This is a genomic window from Tumidithrix helvetica PCC 7403 (assembly GCF_965232925.1).
Classification (GTDB): Bacteria; Cyanobacteriota; Cyanobacteriia; order Pseudanabaenales; family Pseudanabaenaceae; genus Tumidithrix; species Tumidithrix helvetica.
In genome coordinates, this window is the sequence record NZ_CBDDRA010000023.1 from 53,540 (window position 1) to 74,423 (window position 20,884).

The following is a 20,884-nucleotide window of genomic DNA, read 5'->3' on the forward strand; positions in this document are numbered from 1 at the left end:
TCCATGTAATTTGTAGCGCAGGCATCTTGCCTCCACGCGTTGGAAGCCAATACCCCATTCACAAGCAATTAAGGATCGCTGGTATATATGCATTCCGATCGCGAAGCATTTCCAAAGAATCTTGGGAATCGTTTGGCTAATGAGTGGTTACTTGCCATAACAATAATCTTTCATAATGCTTTCATTATTTGAGAAAAATGTAGCATAATTAGCATTATTGTGTTTCGTTTTCTTTGCTCCTCTCGTTATGCAAAACACACCAAGTTTGCCCGAAGTCCATCGCAGTATTCCTGTACCCAATGGGGGTGGCTTTTGGCGTAAGTTATTTGCCTATGCAGGACCTGGATATCTCGTCTCTGTGGGCTACATGGATCCTGGTAATTGGGCAACCGATCTAGCGGGTGGCTCAAAATTTGGCTATGCACTTTTAAGTGTCATCCTGATTTCTAACCTGATGGCAGTCTTGTTGCAATCTCTGTGTGTCAGGTTAGGAGTGGCAACAGGCAAAGATTTGGCGCAAATGTGTCGAGCCTATTTTAGCCCCCGTGTAAGCTTTTGTTTGTGGGTGTTGTGCGAACTGGCGATCGCTGCTTGTGACCTTGCTGAATTGCTTGGTAGTGCGATCGCTTTACAGCTTCTCTTTGGCATGCCCCTCGTTTGGGGAGTTTGCCTGACAGCCTTGGATGTGCTTGTACTGCTATGCCTACAGAGCAAAGGCTTTCGCTATGTCGAAGCCTTGGTGATTATGCTGGTGTCAACCGTAGGAATTTGCTTTGTGGCACAGATTATCTTTTCTCGTCCCGATCCAGCAGGGATCCTGTGGGGATATGTGCCAAGCATGAGCATTCTGCAAAATCCTGACAAGCTCTATATCGCCATGGGAATTTTGGGTGCGACGGTGATGCCCCATAATTTATACCTACATTCAGCGATCGTCCAAACGCGAGCATGGGAACCCACGCCTAAAAAGAAATGGGAAGCGATTAAATTTGGTACGATCGATTCCACCCTAGCGTTATCCCTCGCATTACTGATTAACTCTGCCATTCTGATTGTTGCGGCTGCCACATTCCACACTTCAGGACATCACGATGTTGCCGAAATTCAGGATGCTTACAAACTCCTATCTCCGCTCTTGGGGGTTGGGGCAGCCAGTGCAATTTTTGGCATAGCACTATTGGCTTCAGGACAAAGTTCGACCTTGACAGCAACCTTAGCCGGACAGATCGTGCTGGAAGGCTTTTTGCAATTTCGCTTACCGCCTTGGTTGCGCCGCCTCGCCTCGCGTTTGCTAGCCATAATTCCTGCCCTGATCGCGATCGCTTACTTTGGCGAACAGTCAACAAGTAGCTTATTGATTTTTAGCCAAGTGGTTCTGAGTTTGCAATTATCGTTTGCGGTGGTGCCTCTGGTCATGTTTACCAGCGATCGCCGTTTGATGGGCGAGTTTGTCAATCCGCAATGGCTAAAGTGTTTGTCATGGTTGGTCGCGATCGCGATCGCCGTGTTGAATCTCTGGCTCCTATGGCAAACCCTATCTGGTTGGTTAGGCTATGCCTAATTTCAGCGCTCATCAGGACTTGTGTTTTGCGATCGCGTCGGCATAGATTTGCTCGTACTTTTGGGCGACGAGTTCCCAACTAAAATCCCGCGATCGCACCAAACCTAGTTCTGCATATTTTTGGCGCAAATTTTCATTTTCCAAGAGTAAATTAATCTGGTTCCCAATCTGGTCGTCCTCAGCCAAGATGCCATACTTTCCTTCTTCCAAAATTTCCCTTGCACCCACATTCAAACTGGCAACAGTTGGAGTTCCTGCGGCGAGTGCCTCCACATAGGGAATACCAAAGCCCTCGTAGGTACTAGGCAAACAAAAGATCCAAGCACGGCGATAGAGTTCGCATAGAGCATCTTGAGAAACCCTGCCAAAGTTAAGAATACCTTCGCCTTCCATAGGCTTTTCTGCAACTGTCCAGAGTTCTGCCTGAGGGAATTTTGTTCTCACCTGCTGGCGAAAGATCTCTGCCAGAAATTCTCCTCGTTTGCGTCCTCCCGTTGTGCCGACAAATAGGATAGAGGGATGTTCTGATTTTTGACCTGGTGAGAAGCGATCGGTGTCTACACCATTAGGAACCACGATCGAGACTGCTGGAATACGCTTCTGTGTTGCCTTAGAAACCCCAACATTTACATCTGCAATCCAAGCTCCTACTTTTTCTAAGCCCGCAAATACAGTTTGATAGGCTCTAAAGCGCCATGTCACGGCTGAGAGAGCTTCATCAATGGCAGAACCGTGGAACGTACGCACCTGCGGATGTTTGCCAAACAACAGGAAATTATCCCCATGGGTATGCACGATATCAAACGCCGAGAAGTCCGTTTTTGCTAGATTGCCAGCCAGTAAAAATGCATGGAATTTTTTTAGTTTCGGCGCGATCGCATACTGATGCACCTGATAACGGCATTCTTCAAACCAAGGACTAAAGGTAAACATTGTGACATCATGACCGCGCTCTACGAGTACATTAGCTAGATAATGGGCTTGAAATGCTACCCCGCCCTTTGACTCGTTGGGCAGATCGACATGAGTCATTGCTATTTTCATACTCTAATTTCCTTCCCAAATGTCGATTTTAAGATCTTGTCTACTATAGAATCACTTTGGTCAGACTAGGTAATCGATCGCGGGTAGATCCATCATGGTTGTTAAAATTCGCTATATTTTAGTTGCTGTTCTTATCCTTGGGCTTTGTGGCTCTATCGGTCTTAACATTTTGCTCTACTTAAGAGGGGTAGATCTCTTTTTGCAATTAAATCGGGTTCGCCTCGATCCATTGGGATTACAGGGATATACTCCTATCAATGAGCGAGAAACGATCGCAAGCGATCGAAAACCTGTGGTTATTTTTTTTGGTGATTCTCGTGCCTTTGAATGGACACCTCCACAAAATCTGCTCGATAGTTTAATCGTTAATCGCGGAATTAACGGACAGACATCCATTCAAGTAGCTGGACGCTTTGATGCCCATATTACTCCGCTACGCCCAAAGGTGATGGTGCTCCAAGTAGGTGTTAACGATCTCAAAACCATTGCACTTTTTCCCAACGAGAGCGCTCAGATTGTGAGAAATTGTAAAGAGCATATTAAACTGATCGTCGATCGCGCCAAACAACACAATATCAAGATTATCTTAACCACCATTTTCCCTGTGGGCGAGCCGTCTCTTGAGTGGCGACTCTTTTGGTCTGAGGAGGTCGATCGCGCGATCGCGGAAGTCAATCAATACATCCTGTCATTAAAAGGCGATCGGGTAATTGTCTTAGATACAACCCCGATATTGGCAAATCCGCAAGGTAGGGTTCAGCCAGACTACAGCCGTGATTTTTTACACTTAAATGCAGAAGGATATGCTGCGCTAAATCGGCAGCTAGCTCCTATCCTCTCAGACCTGTTGCGTTGAGCCTATTACGTTGAGGATTTTGCGTTGAGAATTTTTGTAGGTCGTCGTCATTGCCCTCAAGGTGAAATCTGTTAGCTCTGAAGGTCTTGTAGCCCTTATAGTAGATGCATTCTTAGGAACTTATATCATGACTTCCAAAACATCATCTCAACCTCGGATTGAGTGGTTAGACATGCTAAGAGCGCTTTGTGCCATAGAAATTGCTGGTCATCATTGGCTCCGTGCCTGTTTGCACGTTCATCTATTTGAGAATACAAGCGTATCAAAACAGTTTCGCAACTTTATTTGGAGCTACAAAAATAATAATGCTGGAACTCAGCTATTCCAAAATTTTCCTAATCCTTTACTGTTAGATAGCCAGAATAGCTTTTCGGCAGCTTTGACTAATTTTACAGGATTTTTATTTGGGTTTGGTTGGGAAGCCGTCAATGTTTTTATTTTACTAAGCGGTTTTTCTTTAGCCTTGGGTTTGGGAGATTGGCCCGAGCGCGCAAAAGAATATTGGATGGGATGGTACAAACGTCGGCTCAAACGCATTCTATTCCCTTATTATCTAATCGCTGGAATTTTACTTTTCAGTTATATCTTTATTTATTTGGGTTCCAGTCTGCCTTTCTTCGATCCTGTGCGACCGAAAATACAAGAGAAAATAGGTAAAGGTTGGCTAGAACTTCTAGTCAGTCAAGTCTTTTTAATCAGTCCTTGGCAATCTAGTCTAAAGGCGACCTTCTTTTCTCCTGCTTGGTGGTTTATCCCTGCCATTATTGTCGCTTATCTTTTCTTTCCTTTTTTCTTTTGGATATTGGCTAAGTTTGGCAGTAAAGCACTTTTAGGATTTACTTTTTTAGTCTCAACGGTCTCCTATTGGTTATCAGCAAAAGGTGTTCCAGTAGAGGAAAATGCTTTATATCACGTCATTCTATTTGAATCATTCAATTTCACACTGGGCATGGTTTTAGGGCGTTGGTTTAGTCAACCAGCCAAGAGAGCCAAACTAGAGGCACTGGTGTCTAAGCCGATCGCGATCGCTGTGGGAGTGCTTTTGGTTTTAGCAGGTAATTTGATGAATTGGTTTGAGCCTTTATACCCTCTCAGTAGTATCTTCTTTACTTCAGGGCTAGTAATTGTTGGCATAAATATCTCAAATCTCTTTTTAGGAATTCCGATCGTATCTAAACTTAAAAAGATCGATTCCTATATGTTCTATCTGATCCATCAGTTACTGGCTTACATCATTGCCCTCGTGCTTAGCTATATTTTGCGAGCATACACGACTTCTTTAGGAATATTGATCTACTTCGCTGCGGTACTCTTAGCAACCTCCATATTCCTCAAATTTTATTTGTGGTTGGAAGGAAAAGCTCTACTCTGGCTTCAAAACAGAAAACCTTCTACAGGCTAATTTTAGGAGCTTTTAGTGGGGGAAGTATTCCCAATCTAATTAAGGCTACGAGCAATTGCCTTTTGCACTTCCCCCTTATGCTCCTGCTATACCAATTTCACTTGAATTTGCAACAGATCGAGGTTTGAGTTCCACGCTTCGCGCAGTCTTTCAAAAACAATGCGCCGCATTCCTTTTTGAAAATGGCATTAGAAGTTTTCGCTAGATCTTGGAAAACGCCACCACTCAACGGTCAGCCCCCGTAAAGATGACGATATCGTAGGGCTTGTAGTCCTACTAGTCCCAAGCGATCGCTTAAACTCAGTTGAGCTAAAGGATCGAGTAGGGGCTGTTCGTAGGCAGGGACATCACCTCGTTGGAAATCATTGGCGATACTAATCCGCGCATGGGTTGCATGGCTACTGGAACTTCCACCCCAGTGATGGACTAGTCCATTCCAACATAAAACAGAGCCAGCTTTGGCAGGTAAGGCTCGAATACTTTGCAGATCGAATCCTTGGTGATATTCAGTCAGCCGTTCTGTCGAACCATAGGTAGGATCGAGATTGGCGGGCACAATATACATACATCCATTCAAAGGTGTGGCATCGGTTAAGGGAATCCAAAGATTGACTGTATCGGTCATGCGATCGGAACGCAGAGGAGAGTCTGTACGGTCAATATGAGGTCGCCAACCCCGATCGCTTTTTTGCGGATCGATATACCAAGCCCAAAAGCCAGGGAACTGGCGATAATTGTCACCTAAGATTGCAGAGAGAAGGGGTGATAGACGTTGGAACAGTTGCCAAACTTGGTCGTAAACAAGGATAAACACGGGACGAATCCCCGCATTTCTCAATCGTTCGATGCCTACCCTAAGTTGCTCGATCGCGGCGATCGGTATGAGATCGTCAATTTGAAAATACCCTTCCTCTTTGATGCGATCGATGAATATCTGTAACTGTTCGGGTGAAAGGTCAACCTTGTCTTCTGGAGAATTCGCAAAGTTGGTAATACTGAGTTCGGGAGCGATCTCTAGCCAAAATTCTGGATCTAGAATTCGTTCTGGATCTAAGCGATCGGGTGGCAGGGCTAGCGATGCTCGGGTAATATCCAAGCCTTCTGAATACAGTCCATGCCAAAAAGAGATTTGTGCAATTTGAATATAGAGATCGGGGCGATTGGGTGTGAGTTCTAAGGCTTTTTTATACTGCGCGATCGCTGAGGCAATTTCTCCCTGTTTTGCTAAGGTTTCGCCCCACTGGACAAAGACATCGGCAGCTTTGGCATAGGTCGCAGTGGCGGCATCGGGTTTTCCCATGGCTTTGAGGGCATCGCCCATGGTTTGGTAAGCATCGACAAAATTAGGATCGATCGCTAAAATTTTTTCGCAGGTAGCGATCGCATTGAGTGGTTTGCCACCCCGTAAATGCGCGATCGCTTGTTCGTATAAGTCCTGCGTCAAGGGTTGCGCTAAGTTTGGAGCATTTGGGTTGACCATACTGCTATAGAAATCCGTACTGTTGTGGTGACAATATGTCGGGCAATGATTGTCTCTCAAATAGCGTACCCTACGCACGACTCATTTAAGATTGCCTAGCAACAAGCTTTGTATAATAAAAAGAGCGATCCAGCCGTAAAAGGTAGCCATTCTATGAACGCCCTCACCATTAGCCTAGACCCCATCTTTGAACTCACCGACGAAAAACTTTGGCAACTCTGCCAACAAAATCGCGATTTAAGATTTGAGCGCAGCGCTCGAGGAGAACTGACAATTATGGCTCCAGAAGGAAGCGAGACAGGAATGCGTAGCATCGAGTTCGGTGCAGACTTAGTCATTTGGAATCGGCAGAAAAAACTAGGTGTTGCTTTTGGGTCTTCAACAGGCTTTATCCTACCCAATGGAGCCATGCGATCGCCCGATGCCTCATGGATTGCCAAAGAACGCTGGTCAGCACTCACCCCCGCACAGCAAGTAGGATTTGCCCCCATTTGTCCTGACTTTGCGATCGAACTCATGTCCCCCAGCGATAGCCTGTCAGCGACCCAAGCCAAAATGCAAGAATATCGAGACAACGGCACGAAGCTAGGCTGGCTGATTAACCGCAAAGATCGGCAGGTCGAAATCTATCGCATCGGTCAACCCGTCGAAATCTTGCAAGCACCTACCACCCTCTCAGGTGAAGATGTTTTACCCGAATTTATCCTCAGCCTAGACTTGATTTGGTAATCGCAGCACACGTACTTAGGATATTGGATGAACCTGCGCGATCGCAAAGCTTGAGTTTCGCGATCGTACAACCTAGCCCAGAGATCTGTGCCTGTGAGCAATCTAGGTGAAGATAATACTTGTATTTACCCGAGGAATTATAAGCTTTGCAAACTGCGATCGCTGCGACCGTACAACTTAGCGATCGGGGCAAAAGATTCTCGCTATTGCGAATAGGCATGAAAAATAAGGGTTATAGGGCGAGGCTATTGAGAATTAAGCAATGAATATAGGTAATCTGACTCATAGAATTGTTAAAAACTATTAAAAAGCTTTAAGATGGGCTAGTTACTTGAGTTTATTACTAATCAATCTAGAACTTACGTGCAACTTCAACTTACAAAACAACCGATAAACCTAGACAATCCGCTTGAAGACGAATCTTCTACAAAGCAAACCGAACTCCCATTTACTTTTCAAGATCTCAAAGCGGCTATTCCACCTGAATGCTTTATTCCCTCAACTGGGCGATCGCTCGCCTATTTTTTTTGGGATATGTTTGTGGTAGCAGCATTGTATGTCGCAGCTTACACGATTGATGCTTGGTGGGTTTACCCCATTTTTTGGGCGAGTGCTGGCACCATGTTTTGGGCGCTGTTTGTCGTCGGTCATGACTGCGGACATGGTTCTTTTTCTAAACTAAAGTGGCTCAACAATCTCATTGGTCACATCTCCCACACGCTCATTCTCGTTCCCTATCATGGCTGGCGCATTAGCCATCGCACCCACCACCAAAACACTGGGAATATCGATACCGATGAGAGTTGGTATCCTGTGACAGAGAGCAAATATCGCAGCATGACATGGCTAGAGAAATTCCTGCGTTTCGAGTCTATTCTGTTTCTTTACCCTCTTTATTTGTTTGGGCGATCGCCCGATCGGGAACAAGGTTCTCACTTCTCTCCCAATAGCCCACTGTTCCGTCCTTCTGAGAAATCGGACATTATTACGAGTACTACCCTCTGGGTATTGATGGTTGGCTTTTTAGGATATATCGGGTTTGCCTTTGGCTTTGTGTTTTTGCTGAAGTTCTACATCGTTCCTTATGTCATCTTTGTGATGTGGTTAGACCTCGTAACCTATTTACACCATACAGAATCTGATATTCCTTGGTATCGCGGCAAAGATTGGTACTTCCTCAAGGGAGCGCTATCCACGATCGATCGGAGCTATGGCTTTATCGATGACATTCATCACAATATTGGTACGCATGTAGCCCACCATATCTTTATTGGAATGCCTCATTACCATTTAAAGACTGCAACGGCTGCCCTAAAGCCCGTGCTGGGTTCTTACTACCGCGAATCTAAGGTTCCGATTTGGCGGGCATTTTTAGATTCCCATGACTCTTGTCACTTTGTGGCTGACACAGGTAGCAATATCTATCAAAAGTCTAAAAAAGAACTCCCGAACCTATGATTTCCCATTACCAAATTAAACCTTGGAAATCTAAAGTTACATCTAAATAAATGAAATTGGATAAGGGGGTGATGCTCCTTGTCCATTTCTTTTTTCTTTTCTCAAAGGTTTTCTGCTAATAATAGATAGACAAACTCTTATATATACTTCACTTTATGTACGCCAAATCGCAGCTACTTCTAGGGGTTTCTATCGTTACAGCGATCGCTTTTGTCGGCTGTATTTTTGAGCTTTCTTCGGGCGAACCGCAATGGGGCAGTCTGGCAACATGGTCGATCCTCGTTGCTAGTTTACCAAGCACAGTTTTCTGTTTCCTGACTGCGGTTAAGTTAGCAAAAGCCTCCATGAATGGCGAACAGTAGTTAGCTTTTAGCAATTAGCTTTTAGCTTTCAATCTCAGACAACCGAAAACTGAAAACTGACGACTTGACAACAAAATCCCAATGAATAAACTCTACGACTGGATCGTAATTGGTGGCGGTATTACAGGTGCTGCGCTTAGTTATGAGTTAGCGCAAGTTGGTTTTTCCGTTCTCTTAATCGAGCAAAATCCGATTCTCAGTGGAGCGACGCGCTTTGGTTATGGGGGGATTTCCTACTGGTCGGGCACGAGCGAAGTAACTCGTCAGCTTTGCCAAGAAGGAATCGCACGACATCGGCAATTGCCGCAAGAACTCGATGCGGACACAGAGTTTCGCGAACTAGATTTATTGCTAACGATTGATGCCGAACAAAATCCAGATGAGGTTATTGCCCAGTATGCCAATTGTTATATTGCGCCAGAATTTCTCGGCGTTGAGGATGCCTGTCAGGCAGAGCCTTTACTCAATCCAGAGGCGATCGCTGGAGCAATTCAATTTCGTCATGCCCACATTAAACCACCGCTATTGGTTGCAGCCTATTTAAACGCCTTGGTACGACTAGGGGGAGAGATTGCTTACGAGTCCGTTGTAAAGCTCGACCAAGTCGGCAATAAGATTGTAGGCGTTACCACCCAACAGCAAGCATACCGTGGTGCAAATACTGTGGTTTGCGCGGGGGGATTATCGCGATCGCTGCTCAAAGCTTCAGGTATCTCTTCTCGAATCTACTTTACCCATGCAGAGCTGATCGAAACGGAACCCACCGAACTTGAGATGCGGACAATGGTGATGCCCGCCGATACCAAACGCTGTCAACTCGAAGCAGATGCTAGCAAAACCAATATCGATCCGCTTTGGGATGAATCAGGGCATGAATTACTACCTCCGTCTGTGGATGTGGGGGCAATTCAATTTTGCGATCGCACGATGAAACTCGGGCAACTGAGTCGCGTTCTCACCGATCCGAACGTGTTGCCCAATGCAACTCAAAGTGAGAACGAAATTCGGGCAAAAGTTAGGCAGGTCTTACCAAAACTTGCCGATTTAAAGGGAACGTGGTATCACTGCCTTGTGGCTTTTAGCCATGATGGTTTGCCCTTGGTTGGCGCTTTACCTGACTTAGAACAGATTTATCTTTTTTCTGGTTTTACAAGTCCTCTGGTGTATGTACCTCCTTTAGCCTTGAAATTTGCGCGAGAGTTCTCTCAATCATCAGTTTTTGCAAGCGATGCGATCGTATCACAATTATCTCCCCATCGCTTTGGATAACTAAGGCTTTAAACTTGTGTATGCGTCAGATCCCGATGAATGTTAGAGAACTTCCACTCTCTAGGAGCTTTCTATAAACCATCAAAAAGAAGATTACTTCCCTTTTTTTAGCACTAGTATTTGTCAGGCAGATCCCTTATTCGGGAATTTTTATGTTATACCATTTTCAAAAAGTGATGCGTTGCATCACTTTTTGAAAAGACCGCGCTCCGCGCGGAACACAAAACCCGATCTGTCGCAATTTCAAGAGAACTTGGTATTAACTATTACATGAAATTCTTGAGGTAATGGTTTATGTGAAATTCTTAGGTGTCAACCTACTATCAGAGATCGCCTCCTCATTAATCTTTCCATTACAGGGGCGTGATACCAAGCAATGATTTGAAGCGTGATGTTATGAGTGGGAGAGGATAATGATGATATCTACACGATTTCTATTTTATTGGCGATAATCTATGATTAGGAGGAGTCATACTTTAGTTCGTTAAAACTTTGCTAGCAGCCTATACAGAAAATACTGTCTTTATGCAAGCAGCAATGACATAAAATAATTAAAGGTTAACTTTTGTTGAATTTTTGAATTTTAAAAAACTATGGGGCAATTTAAGATGGGTCAGCAGCTAGAAATGACCGCAGTAATTGATTTTCAAACTGAAGCCTATCGAGATGCCTATAGTCGGATCAACGCGATCGTAATTGAGGGCGAACAAGAAGCCTATAACAATTACTTGCAACTAGGCGAACTTTTACCCGATCAAAAAGAAAATTTGACAAAGTTGGCAAAAATGGAAGATCGCCACAAGAAAGGATTTATCGCCTGTGGTAAAAACCTGAATGTAGTTCCTGATATGGAGTTTGCCAAACTGTTTTTTGCCTCTCTCCATGGCAATTTTCAGAAAGCTATTCTAGAAGGCGGCTTAGTGACCTGTCTGCTAATCCAGTCTTTGATTATTGAGTGCTTTGCGATCGCTGCCTACAACATCTATATCCCCGTTGCTGACCCCTTTGCACGCAAAATTACCGAAGGCGTGATCAAAGATGAATATCTACATCTTAACTTTGGCGAAGAATGGCTGAAGGCAAATTTTGCGACCTCAAAAGCAGAGCTAGAAATAGCCAATCGCCAAAATCTACCCTTGGTGTGGAAGATGCTCAATCAAGTAGCTAAAGATGCTAAGGTTTTGGGCATGGAGAAAGAAGCCTTGGTAGAAGACTTCATGATTCAGTATGGGGAGAGTCTCGGTAATATTGGTTTTAATACCCGCGAAATCATGAAAATGTCTGCAATGGGTTTGATTCCTGCATAATTTTTTTTAGCTGTTGCTTTAATTTTTGACAAATGTTTGGTTTGATAGGGCATCTTACAAGTCTAGCTCACGCTCAAGCTGTGGCAAAAGACTTAGGTTTTGAAGAATACGCTGAACAAGATTTAGAGTTTTGGTGCAGTGCACCGCCTCAGATTGTCGATAACATCAAAGTTACCAGCATTACTGGTCAGCAAATTGAAGGTCGATATGTCGAATCTTGCTTTTTGCCTGAAATGCTGGCGGGTAATCGCGGCAAAACTGCCGTGCGCAAAATTTTGAATGCCATGGCTCACGCCCAAAAATATGGCATTGATATCACGGCCTTGGGAGGTTTCTCATCGATCATTTTTGAGACCTTCAATCTCAGCCAAATGCGGCAGGTTCGTAATATTCAACTGGAAATCGAACGCTTTACGACGGGCAATACCCACACTGCCTACATTATTTGCCGTCAAGTCGAAGAAGCCAGTCGCAAGTATGGGATTGACTTGTCAACAGCCACAATCGCTGTTTGTGGTGCCACAGGAGATATTGGTAGTGCCGTCTGTCGCTGGCTAGATACCCGCACAGAGATTAAAGATTTGATTTTAGTGGCGAGAAATCAAGATCGCTTGGTGGAATTGCAAGCACAACTAGGTCGCGGCAAAATCATGGGCATCGAGCAAGCATTACCCCTTGCCGATATTGTCGTTTGGGTTGCAAGTATGCCTAAAGGGATGGAAATCGATCCAGCCACCTTGAAACGTCCTTGTATTTTGATTGATGGGGGCTATCCCAAAAATATGTCAACCCAGATCCAGCAGCCAGAGGTTTATGTGATCGATGGCGGCATTGTCGAGCATAGTCTCGATATTGACTGGAAGATTATGAAAATTGTGAATATGAGCACGCCAGCGCGCCAATTGTTTGCCTGCTTCGCCGAATCTATGCTCTTAGAGTTTGAGGGTTGGCATACCAATTTCTCTTGGGGACGCAATCAAATCACCGTCGAGAACATGGAAAAGATCGGGCGGGTTTCGATCAAGCATGGGTTTAAGCCCCTAATCGCCTGATCTGTCATAATTCATAATATCTGGCAGAAGCAGTCAATGATTTGGAGGTTTCTTTTGTGCCTGTAAAAATCGCAATCGCTCAAATTCAGCTAGAGCAAGGGCAACGAGTTGCGCTCGATCGTATTAGCTGGCAAGAATTTGAGACAATTTTAGAAGATTTAGGCGAACATCGCCATTCACACATTGCCTATTACAAAGAAGTGTTAGAAATTCGGATGCCCTTGCCAGAGCATGAACGTACTAAGGTTTTGATTTCGCATTTATTGGTAGTTTTATTGGATGAATTAGGTCTAGAGTGGGAATCTTTAGGCTCTTCTACCTTTAAGAACCAAAATATGAAGGCAGGAATTGAACCTGACGATTGTTTCTATATCCAGAACTATAAAGCAATGATTGGCAAAAAACGACTCGATCTAGCGATCGATCCCGTTCCCGATTTAGCGATCGAAGTGGATTTAACTTCCAATACGCAAGTGAGTGCCTATGAAGCTTTAGGCGTCCCCGAAATCTGGCGATTGAAGGATGGTAAGCTAGAGATTAATCTGTTGAATGGTGGGAAATATGTCAGCGCTTCAACAAGTCGTAGCTTTCCCTCTATATCTGTAGTTGAAGGTGTTTCGCTGTTTTTAGAGAATAGCAAGAACTCACCAATGAGTGCCATTAGACGAGAGTTTCGACAATGGGTGCAACAGCAAATTTAGACATAAATGCAACTGGGGTCAGCCAGATTTAAGCCATGTCCAAATCTATCGAACCAAGTATCCGTATCCCGATATCTCCAGAGTTCTTTTGCGATGGAGGATACTATGTACTCACTTCCACTAGTTTGGGGGGCGGCAATTTTACCCCTTCGGAAATCTCCACTAGTTTGGGAGATGGAAATGAAGCTCAGGTTGAAGAACTCTTGAAGCAGGGAGTGTGTATCCCCTTGTTTTTTGAAGCAGACTGCGAGATCGATCGCGGGACTCTCTTTGTAATAGGCGATCTGACTGAAGAGGAAGCGAGTGGGTGGGTTGGCAAGCTTGTGGCGAAACTGAACATTCCCTGCGGCAAACTCGTGCTCCTATGTGGTGGCGGTCATGAAGATATGATTGCCGAAGCTATTTCTGGCAATCCTCCCAATCCCAATTATGTGGTTTTCCAAGCGATCGACGTACCTCCAGACGAGTATCAGGTGGAGATCTATGCCTATTTGCCAAGTTCGAGCGCTCGAAACTATATAGAAGATCGTTTAGAAGAACAAGAGCCGAGCATTCAGGATTGGTTCCATCGCAATCAGTACGATCTAGAAGATGGAATTGGATACATTATTCGACTAACACCTTTGACAACCGAACCACCTTTACCAAAACTTGTTCCTGAAGTAGGTTGGTGTGGTGTATTTGACTATCAGAAGCCGAGGGCGCTCAAATGATTTTCTGCCGATCTAAAGTAGTTATTCCGAAGGTATTTCCGATCTCAATGTTGTTTATCAAGTGACAATGGAATTGGCGGGGTCGTGCATGGTGTAGATGCAATAGTTACTCGTGATGCTTTGGGATTTGTCAGTTAGGAGATTCCTATAGTGTTGCCAGAAGAACTTGGTGCTATCAATGGAATTGAGTAAAAACAATACAAAATAGTGGTGGAACCTCTCTCAAGAGAGAATAAAAAAGAACCATACTGAATTGAGTAAATTACGATCGCAGATTTTCTGAATTGGAAGCAAGATAGCTATGGAATCCAATCAAAAAGGGTGAGATTCTCTCACCCTTTTTGATTTAAGTTAATTAAAAACCTACAACTAAGCTACAGTTACTGCGAGGTTGCTTGGGTTGCAACAGGAGTAACTACTTGAGCAGAGGAAACAGACTGCGCTGCATTTGAGCTAGAAGGTGTTTCTGACGTTTCTGCTTGAGTAGGAGACAGACGGCTCGTTAAGAAACTCCAAAGGGAATTCCATAGGAACCGCAACAAGGCTACAAACCAGTTGCCTTGCAACTCGCGGAACATATCCATATTTTGATGAAAGGCATGATTGGCTTCATCAACAATGCGATCGGCAGTTGCTTGGTCAACAGGTAGCGTGTCTAGCGAAGCCCGATAACGCTTTTTAAACTCCCCATGATTGCGAATCGCGTCAAACTCATAGAAAGCCGTACCATCATTCCCTTGCAAGCCCATTGCTTTCTTGGCAATATTCTTGAGGATTTGACCTCCAGAAAGATCGCCCATATAACGGGTATAGGCATGAGCTGCCAGCAGTTCGGGTTCTTTATCCGAAATTTCTTTAATGCGCTGCACGTAATTTTGGCAAGCAGGAGAAGGCTGAACGCGATCGCGCCAGTTTGCCCCAAAATAGTAGGCTAAATCTTGCTCTAAGCTTTGCTCTCTCCAAAGTTCGGGGTAATAGAGTTTACCCACAACTGGATGCTGCTGATGACGAGTGAATTCTGCTTCTAGAGCAGCGTAAACAAAGTACAAATTAGCAGCTAGCTTACTATAGGATGTTTTATCTACGACCCCTTTTAAGAAACCCTTGATAAAATCAGTACTTTCTGCGGCAGAGTGGGATTTTTTTGTACCCTCGCGCAATTGTGTAGCCAAACCTTGACTCAACGTTGCCTCCTAAAAATTACTATAAGTATTTGTTTGATATAGGTTTAAGAAGTTAAATACAGTAAGTAGTAAGCAAGTATTAATAGATACTGCAAGTGCTAACGCTTGAACTGTAAAGCTTTTCAATAAGTTTCAGTATACAAGTGGGGCTATAGAAAAATTTTAAGTTCGCAACAAATTTTCACGCTAAGCGATCGCTCACCCCCCAGACACAACTATAATTTAGGCAGTTAGGCAAGATCTAGGAGGTAGCAAATCTTGGTTTTAAGCGGTTACGAGTACCTATTGGTATTTACTATTGTCTGCATCCTAGTCCCCATTTCTGGACTTGTGCTTTCCAAGTTTCTGAGCCCAGCCGAAACAGGCCCAGCGGGTCGTACAACCTACGAATCTGGCTGCGAACCAGTTGGTGGTGCTTGGATTCAATTTAACATTCGGTATTACATGTTTGCGCTCGCTTTTGTCATTTTTGATGTAGAAACCGTATTTTTATATCCTTGGGCAGTGGCATTTAGCAAACTTGGGCTACTCGCTTTTATAGAAGCACTCATATTTATCGCCATCCTAATTTTAGGGCTGGTTTACGCGTGGAGAAAAGGAGCTTTGGAATGGTCATGAAACCCGAAAATGTCGCTTTGGATTTCAGCATCGAAGAACAAACACAGCGTTTGATTAACCCGATCGATCGACCTCAAGTCACGCAAGACTTGTCGAACAACGTGGTTTTGACAACCCTCAATGATATTTACAACTGGGCAAGAATGTCGAGCCTGTGGCCGATGCTATACGGCACGAGCTGCTGCTTTATCGAATTTGCCGCCATGATTGGCTCTCGCTTTGACTTTGATCGCTTTGGTTTGCTACCCCGTTCTAGTCCTCGTCAAGCAGACCTGATCATCACCGCAGGCACAGTCACCATGAAAATGGCTCCTGCCCTTGTGCGCCTTTACGAGCAAATGGCAGAACCCAAGTATGTAATTGCTATGGGTGCTTGCACGATTACAGGAGGCATGTTTAGTACAGACTCTTATACGACCGTGCGTGGGGTTGATAAACTCATCCCCGTTGATGTTTACATTCCTGGCTGCCCTCCTCGTCCCGAAGCAATTATGGATGCGATCATCAAGCTCAGAAAGAAAATCGGAGCCGAAGGCTTTGGCGAAAGAGCGGGAATTACTCAAACCCATCGTTTTCACACCGTCAAACATGAAATGAAAGTTGTCGATCCGATCCTGACGGGGCAGTACCTAGAGTTACCGACTCGAATGGCTCCGCCTAAGGCATTGGTTGAGTCTGGCATTCCTCTCCCTGCTCTACAAATTTCTCAAAAGGAGGCAGAATTCCTTGGCAACCGATAAATCTGCAAGTTCTGAAGAAAATCAAGCTCAAGAGCAAACAGCAGCAATTACAACCACTCCCGAAGTGTCAACATGGCTGACTACGAACGGCTTTGAACATGAGCTTTTAGGCTTAGATCATCAAGGTACGCCTGTTCTCAAGGTCGATCGCGAGTACCTTTTACCCTTCGCCACTGCTCTATATGCTTACGGGTTTAACTACCTCATGTGTCAGTGCGGTTACGATGCCGGCGCAGGCGAAGAGTTGGTCAGTGTCTATCACTTAGCAAAGCTGACCGATAGTACAGACAAACCCGAAGAAGTGCGGCTGAAGGTATTTTTGCCTCGCACCGATCCCCATTGTCCTTCTGTGTTTTGGATTTGGAAAACCGCAGATTGGCAAGAGCGAGAAACCTACGATATGTATGGCATTGTCTACGACGGACATCCCAATCTCAAGCGGATCTTGATGCCCGAGGACTGGATCGGCTATCCCATGCGTAAGGACTATGTAACACCAGACTTTTATGAGTTACAGGATGCTTATTAGAGGCTAATCGCTTTAGAACCAAAATTTATGGCGACGTACTTTGTACGTCGCCATAAATTTTGAAGATTGCTTTTAAACTTTGACTATCTACTGGCGGTGAGTTTGCGATAGGCTCTAGATACAAGCTTGTCTTCCACAAAAGTGGCATTCATACTCATGTCCCCACTTGTCCAACTGATAATCACAGCCCGATCGCCGAACTTGCGATCGATTCCCAACGACTTGCCCTCACCACCAAGAATGCTGGCAACTTGCGGATAAGACATATCTTTTTGCAAGCAGACATAATTTTTGAGCGATACTCCTGGGTTACCACAACGATATTTAGTCGGATCGAAGCTGTTGTCATAATGCTGAGGGGGTAACGCAGCCAAATTAACCGAAGGACCCGAAAGAAAGTCAGTGGCAAAGTACAAGGCAACAAGTAGGAGTCCAACGAGGACAAAGTCTTCCACCAAAGCTTTGAGTAAATTGCGTCTGTGGCGGCGTTTTTGCCATTGCACCTTAGATTGCGTCCACTCTTCCCAAGGGAAGGTATCAACCCAATTAATCGCAGTATTAAAGTTGGCAAGGGCAGCACTCTTTGTTGCTTCTAAAAAGGTTTTAGGATCTCGAACGACCAATCTGCTACCTGTTTGCAGATTTTGCCAGAGTTTGGGATCCGTCAACCATCCTTGGAGGCGGCGAACGATATTGCCACCTCTGGCACGATTGGCTCCTGGTCTGCCAGTCTGAACCAGTGCTTGATTTTTGTTGCTACGAACGATCGCACTGCGAGAAACGCTCTGTATCGTTGTCTGAGGTGTGGGTGCTGGGACAAATTCAATATCAAACCCATGAGTCATTGCAGGGGAGTCAGCACCGACACTGTAAAACTCAAATTCTATGCGTCTGACACCGAGGAGTTGCAGGCGACTTAGAAATCTCTCTAGGTTTTGGGTGAAGTAGTTGGCTCTATCAGAGTCCGAACGAGAGGAAATTAAAGTAAAGGCAAGGGATAAAACTTGCTGCTCAAACTTAAACTCTGTTTGTTCGGGTGCGACTAAGTCAATGTAGTCTGACACGAAGCTAGTAAGAACGTGCTGTAACTTTTGCCACGACTGTCTGTCTTCTAAATTTAACCGTACTGCTTTCATATATTGCCCTCACCTCATACCTAACTTGGTATAAGTTATTTGTACTGTCTTTTTACATTTTTGCTTGCATTGTCACGGGTCGTACGATCTTGAGGCAATTCCCCCGAACTTTTAACCTTTTTTGTGACAGCACAATAGTACCCAAACCATTAATTTCCTTATCATGAGCTTTGAAGCAGAGTTAAGTCTAACGCTCCGCGCTCGTTATCCTCTTATTTATATACCCTCTCACGAAGAGGAACGGGCTGAAGCAGTTATAACAGATGTGGCAAAATCCCTAGGGCGTAGCGTGTTTATTTGGGATTTTGTCGATGGCTACCAGTCAAATCCTACGGATGCTGGTATGGGTAAACGCAACCCCCTGCAAGCTTTGGAGTTTGTCGAGAAAATTCCTAAAGGTGCAGTATTTGTATTGCGGGATTTCGATCGCTTTTTAGATGACATCGCGATCGCGCGCAAACTCAGAAACTTGGCAAGAAAGTTAAATCGCGAGCCTCAGAATCTAATTTTGCTTGCCTCCCAAATTAATATTCCCGATCACCTGAGTGAATTATTTGCGATTTTAGAGTTTCCCCTGCCCCAACCGAGCGAAATCAAGCGGGAGATCGAGCAACTTGCCACGACAACGGGGGACAAGCTAGATGCCCAAGCTTTAGATGAACTAGTGCGATCGGGGCAAGGTCTGTCTTTAGAGAGAATTCGGCGGGTACTGGCAAAAGCGATCGCTGCCAACGGTCAAATTCAACCCGAAGATGTCGAGCGCATCCTCGAAGAAAAACGCCAAAGCATTCGTCAGACTCAAATCTTAGAGTTTTATCCCTCTACGATCGAGATTACCGACATTGGCGGACTGGACAACCTCAAAGAATGGCTGTTACGGCGGGGTGGCGGATTTTCAGAACGGGCGAGAAAGTATGGGCTACCGCACCCAAGGGGGTTATTGTTAGCAGGAATTCAAGGAACGGGCAAATCGCTTACGGCAAAGGCAATTTCCCACCATTGGCATCTACCATTACTCCGTCTTGATGTTGGTCGTTTGTTTGCTGGTTTGGTCGGAGAAAGCGAATCCCGCACGCGCCAGATGATTCAACTCGCTGAAGCCCTTGCTCCCTGCGTTTTATGGATCGATGAAATTGACAAGGCATTTGCGGGTCTGGACGGACGCGGCGACTCAGGCACGACCAATCGAGTGTTTGGCACGTTTTTAACTTGGATGGCAGAAAAAACTTCGCCTGTATTTATTGTTGCGACTGCCAACAACATTCGCACCCTGCCCCCCGAACTCTTGAGAAAAGGGCGGTTTGATGAGGTGTTTTTTGTGGGGCTACCCAGCCAAGCCGAGCGTCTGCAAATTTTTACCGTGCATCTAAGTAAATATCGTCCGCATAATTTGCGTGCCTACGATTGCGATCGCCTCGCCTACGAAACTCCTGATTTTTCGGGTGCGGAGATCGAGCAGTCGATTATTGAAGCCATGCACTTGGGCTTTAGCCAAAATCGCGACTTTACCACCGAAGATATTCTAGAAGCGGCGAGTCAAATCGTACCTCTCGCTCAAACCGCTCAGTCCGAAATTCAACTCCTACAAGAATGGGCTGCCTCTGGCAAAGCTCGTCTTGCCTCTCGTCAAAATATTTTGGGTCGATCTTCCCCATAGCTATCCCGTTCATCTCACAATGCTTCGATCCTAACAGAGCCATCTTCAATAACCTGCCGTTGAACGTTTGCATTCCCAACTACAAGAGGAAGCAATGCTTCACGACTTGGACTAACAACGCCATGCATCATTGATTCTTTATTAGACTCCGCTTGCTCTTTTAATCTTAGCCTAGCGTTGCGATCGTTGGCTTTAGAGGTTATCTCCGCCTAGTCTTGTGCCTACAATACGATGAGCAGTTGACAATTACACAGGCGAATCTGATAAGTCGAAATACTGAAAATACCAGAGAGTTATGTCAATATACAAGAAATTTTTAGTGTTTAAGCTCATCCTCATAATCAGTATTTTTTCTGTTGAGATTTCATCCAAATGGCACTTAGAGCTCTTTCTATTTCACTCTTATCAAGATTGACAGTTTTCTCAGATTGCAGAATTACATCTGTTCTAGATGGACTGTAATCACTATCATAATCAGTAGATTTTTTTAAGCAAAAAGTACCTACTAGACAGAAGTCTGAATAACAAAAAGAACATAAATAAGTTCCTATTTTTCCTGTATCAATAGACAACTCTTTAGATAATTCTTCCCTAGATACTTCTTTCGTAGATTTTAAATATTTTATACAATGATTACCTTCATCATTATTTACAGCTATAAAATAATGTAATTCCTTCTGAAGTCCAACAAAGTAACAATCTGTAAAGTCAAAAGACGAATAGCCAGTTTTTGAAATTAGCCAAGATTCATTAAGTACAAAAGGTCTAACAAAACCGCTATCAACTGCTCTTGTACCTCCAATCTCACAATAGTCCCGACTATATTTACTAGTAAATTCAGAAGCTTTTCTAATTTGGTAGTGCCTTTTAATTTCTGTTGTTATATACTCTTCTTTCTGAGTACCCCAAAAAGAAGGGACGTTTCTATATTCTTTCTTTTGTACTTCACTATGACCATATACAACTGGGAGCATCTCAATTAGGTAATAAGTAGAAATACTTAGCAAAGCAGAGTGGGATAATAGATCAAAGTTAAGCCCTATAAAACAATGAGTCCAGAAGACAAAGAAAGACTAGAAGCCTGTA

21 protein-coding genes are annotated in these 20,884 nt (G+C 44.4%); 15 read left to right on the forward strand and 6 right to left on the reverse strand.

Annotated features, from left to right (window positions below; all coding sequences use genetic code 11):
- Positions 1 to 247 precede the first annotated feature (247 nt).
- Positions 248 to 1,561, forward strand: a complete 1,314-nt coding sequence (locus ACP2WE_RS19315) for an Nramp family divalent metal transporter (protein WP_425217177.1) — start codon at positions 248 to 250, stop codon at positions 1,559 to 1,561.
- A gap of 12 nt (positions 1,562 to 1,573) precedes the next feature.
- Here the strand turns inward: ACP2WE_RS19315 and ACP2WE_RS19320 are convergent, their stop codons facing one another.
- On the reverse strand, positions 1,574 to 2,605 hold the full coding sequence (locus ACP2WE_RS19320) for a glycosyltransferase family 4 protein (RefSeq protein ID WP_425217178.1): 1,032 nt from the start codon (positions 2,603 to 2,605) through the stop codon (positions 1,574 to 1,576).
- Between the two features lie 94 nt (positions 2,606 to 2,699).
- On the opposite strand from ACP2WE_RS19320, the gene ACP2WE_RS19325 reads away from it, so the two are divergent.
- Both ACP2WE_RS19325 and ACP2WE_RS19330 read left to right on the forward strand, forming a co-directional pair.
- Positions 2,700 to 3,461, forward strand: a complete 762-nt coding sequence (locus ACP2WE_RS19325; protein WP_425217179.1) for an SGNH/GDSL hydrolase family protein — start codon at positions 2,700 to 2,702, stop codon at positions 3,459 to 3,461.
- Between the two features lie 127 nt (positions 3,462 to 3,588).
- A complete protein-coding gene (locus ACP2WE_RS19330) occupies positions 3,589 to 4,863 on the forward strand; it encodes an acyltransferase family protein (RefSeq protein WP_425217180.1) in 1,275 nt (424 codons plus the stop codon).
- Between the two features lie 232 nt (positions 4,864 to 5,095).
- On the opposite strand, the gene ACP2WE_RS19335 is transcribed toward ACP2WE_RS19330, so the two are convergent.
- A complete protein-coding gene (locus tag ACP2WE_RS19335) occupies positions 5,096 to 6,343 on the reverse strand; it encodes a phytanoyl-CoA dioxygenase family protein (protein WP_425217181.1) in 1,248 nt (415 codons plus the stop codon).
- A 153-nt stretch (positions 6,344 to 6,496) separates the two neighbouring features.
- Between ACP2WE_RS19335 and ACP2WE_RS19340 the strand changes: the two genes are divergently transcribed.
- Complete coding sequence (locus tag ACP2WE_RS19340; protein WP_425217182.1) at positions 6,497 to 7,072, forward strand: Uma2 family endonuclease; 576 nt, start codon at positions 6,497 to 6,499, stop codon at positions 7,070 to 7,072.
- On the opposite strand, the gene ACP2WE_RS19345 is transcribed toward ACP2WE_RS19340, so the two are convergent.
- Entirely contained in the window at positions 7,050 to 7,292 is a 243-nt protein-coding gene (locus ACP2WE_RS19345; RefSeq protein ID WP_425217183.1) for a hypothetical protein, read from the reverse strand. The genes ACP2WE_RS19340 and ACP2WE_RS19345 overlap by 23 nt on opposite strands.
- A 143-nt stretch (positions 7,293 to 7,435) precedes the next feature.
- Between ACP2WE_RS19345 and ACP2WE_RS19350 the strand changes: the two genes are divergently transcribed.
- The 7 genes from ACP2WE_RS19350 to ACP2WE_RS19380 all read left to right on the forward strand — a co-directional run bounded on the left by ACP2WE_RS19350 (position 7,436) and on the right by ACP2WE_RS19380 (position 13,934).
- The gene (locus ACP2WE_RS19350) at positions 7,436 to 8,530 is read left to right on the forward strand and encodes a fatty acid desaturase (RefSeq protein ID WP_425217184.1); all 1,095 of its coding nucleotides are present in this window, start codon (positions 7,436 to 7,438) and stop codon (positions 8,528 to 8,530) included.
- Between the two features lie 155 nt (positions 8,531 to 8,685).
- Entirely contained in the window at positions 8,686 to 8,892 is a 207-nt protein-coding gene (locus tag ACP2WE_RS19355) for a hypothetical protein (RefSeq protein ID WP_425217185.1), read from the forward strand.
- A gap of 81 nt (positions 8,893 to 8,973) precedes the next feature.
- The gene (locus tag ACP2WE_RS19360) at positions 8,974 to 10,161 is read left to right on the forward strand and encodes an NAD(P)/FAD-dependent oxidoreductase (protein ID WP_425217186.1); all 1,188 of its coding nucleotides are present in this window, start codon (positions 8,974 to 8,976) and stop codon (positions 10,159 to 10,161) included.
- 608 nt (positions 10,162 to 10,769) lie between these two features.
- Positions 10,770 to 11,468 (forward strand): aldehyde oxygenase (deformylating), encoded by a 699-nt coding sequence (locus ACP2WE_RS19365; RefSeq protein WP_425217195.1) that lies wholly within the window; start codon positions 10,770 to 10,772, stop codon positions 11,466 to 11,468.
- Positions 11,469 to 11,500: 32 nt separating this feature from the next.
- The gene (locus ACP2WE_RS19370; protein WP_425217187.1) at positions 11,501 to 12,520 is read left to right on the forward strand and encodes a long-chain acyl-[acyl-carrier-protein] reductase; all 1,020 of its coding nucleotides are present in this window, start codon (positions 11,501 to 11,503) and stop codon (positions 12,518 to 12,520) included.
- 56 nt (positions 12,521 to 12,576) lie between these two features.
- A complete protein-coding gene (locus ACP2WE_RS19375; protein ID WP_425217188.1) occupies positions 12,577 to 13,221 on the forward strand; it encodes a Uma2 family endonuclease in 645 nt (214 codons plus the stop codon).
- 35 nt (positions 13,222 to 13,256) lie between these two features.
- Positions 13,257 to 13,934, forward strand: coding sequence for a hypothetical protein (locus ACP2WE_RS19380; protein ID WP_425217189.1), 678 nt, complete (start codon positions 13,257 to 13,259; stop codon positions 13,932 to 13,934).
- 380 nt (positions 13,935 to 14,314) lie between these two features.
- Here the strand turns inward: ACP2WE_RS19380 and ACP2WE_RS19385 are convergent, their stop codons facing one another.
- Complete coding sequence (locus ACP2WE_RS19385; RefSeq protein ID WP_425217190.1) at positions 14,315 to 15,118, reverse strand: biliverdin-producing heme oxygenase; 804 nt, start codon at positions 15,116 to 15,118, stop codon at positions 14,315 to 14,317.
- A 255-nt stretch (positions 15,119 to 15,373) separates the two neighbouring features.
- Here ACP2WE_RS19385 and ndhC point away from each other — a divergent pair, with 255 nt between their 5' ends.
- From ndhC to ACP2WE_RS19400, 3 genes are read left to right on the forward strand one after another with little or no spacing between them, the layout of a single operon-like run.
- The gene (ndhC, locus tag ACP2WE_RS19390; RefSeq protein ID WP_425217196.1) at positions 15,374 to 15,736 is read left to right on the forward strand and encodes an NADH-quinone oxidoreductase subunit A; all 363 of its coding nucleotides are present in this window, start codon (positions 15,374 to 15,376) and stop codon (positions 15,734 to 15,736) included.
- Positions 15,733 to 16,476, forward strand: coding sequence for an NADH dehydrogenase subunit K (locus ACP2WE_RS19395; protein ID WP_330485606.1), 744 nt, complete (start codon positions 15,733 to 15,735; stop codon positions 16,474 to 16,476). Before ndhC ends, ACP2WE_RS19395 begins: the two co-directional genes overlap by 4 nt.
- A complete protein-coding gene (locus tag ACP2WE_RS19400; protein WP_425217191.1) occupies positions 16,463 to 17,005 on the forward strand; it encodes an NAD(P)H-quinone oxidoreductase subunit J in 543 nt (180 codons plus the stop codon). The genes ACP2WE_RS19395 and ACP2WE_RS19400 overlap by 14 nt, the downstream gene beginning before the upstream one ends.
- 83 nt (positions 17,006 to 17,088) lie before the next feature.
- Here ACP2WE_RS19400 and ACP2WE_RS19405 read toward each other — a convergent pair whose 3' ends face one another.
- Positions 17,089 to 18,141 carry a hypothetical protein gene (locus tag ACP2WE_RS19405; RefSeq protein WP_425217192.1) on the reverse strand — a complete coding sequence of 351 codons (1,053 nt, stop codon included), beginning with the start codon at positions 18,139 to 18,141 and terminating at the stop codon, positions 17,089 to 17,091.
- A 163-nt stretch (positions 18,142 to 18,304) separates the two neighbouring features.
- Here ACP2WE_RS19405 and ACP2WE_RS19410 point away from each other — a divergent pair, with 163 nt between their 5' ends.
- Positions 18,305 to 19,798, forward strand: a complete 1,494-nt coding sequence (locus ACP2WE_RS19410) for a Ycf46 family AAA ATPase (RefSeq protein ID WP_425217193.1) — start codon at positions 18,305 to 18,307, stop codon at positions 19,796 to 19,798.
- A 341-nt stretch (positions 19,799 to 20,139) separates the two neighbouring features.
- Here ACP2WE_RS19410 and ACP2WE_RS19415 read toward each other — a convergent pair whose 3' ends face one another.
- Positions 20,140 to 20,772, reverse strand: a complete 633-nt coding sequence (locus tag ACP2WE_RS19415) for a hypothetical protein (RefSeq protein WP_425217194.1) — start codon at positions 20,770 to 20,772, stop codon at positions 20,140 to 20,142.
- Between the last annotated feature and the right edge of the window lie 112 nt (positions 20,773 to 20,884).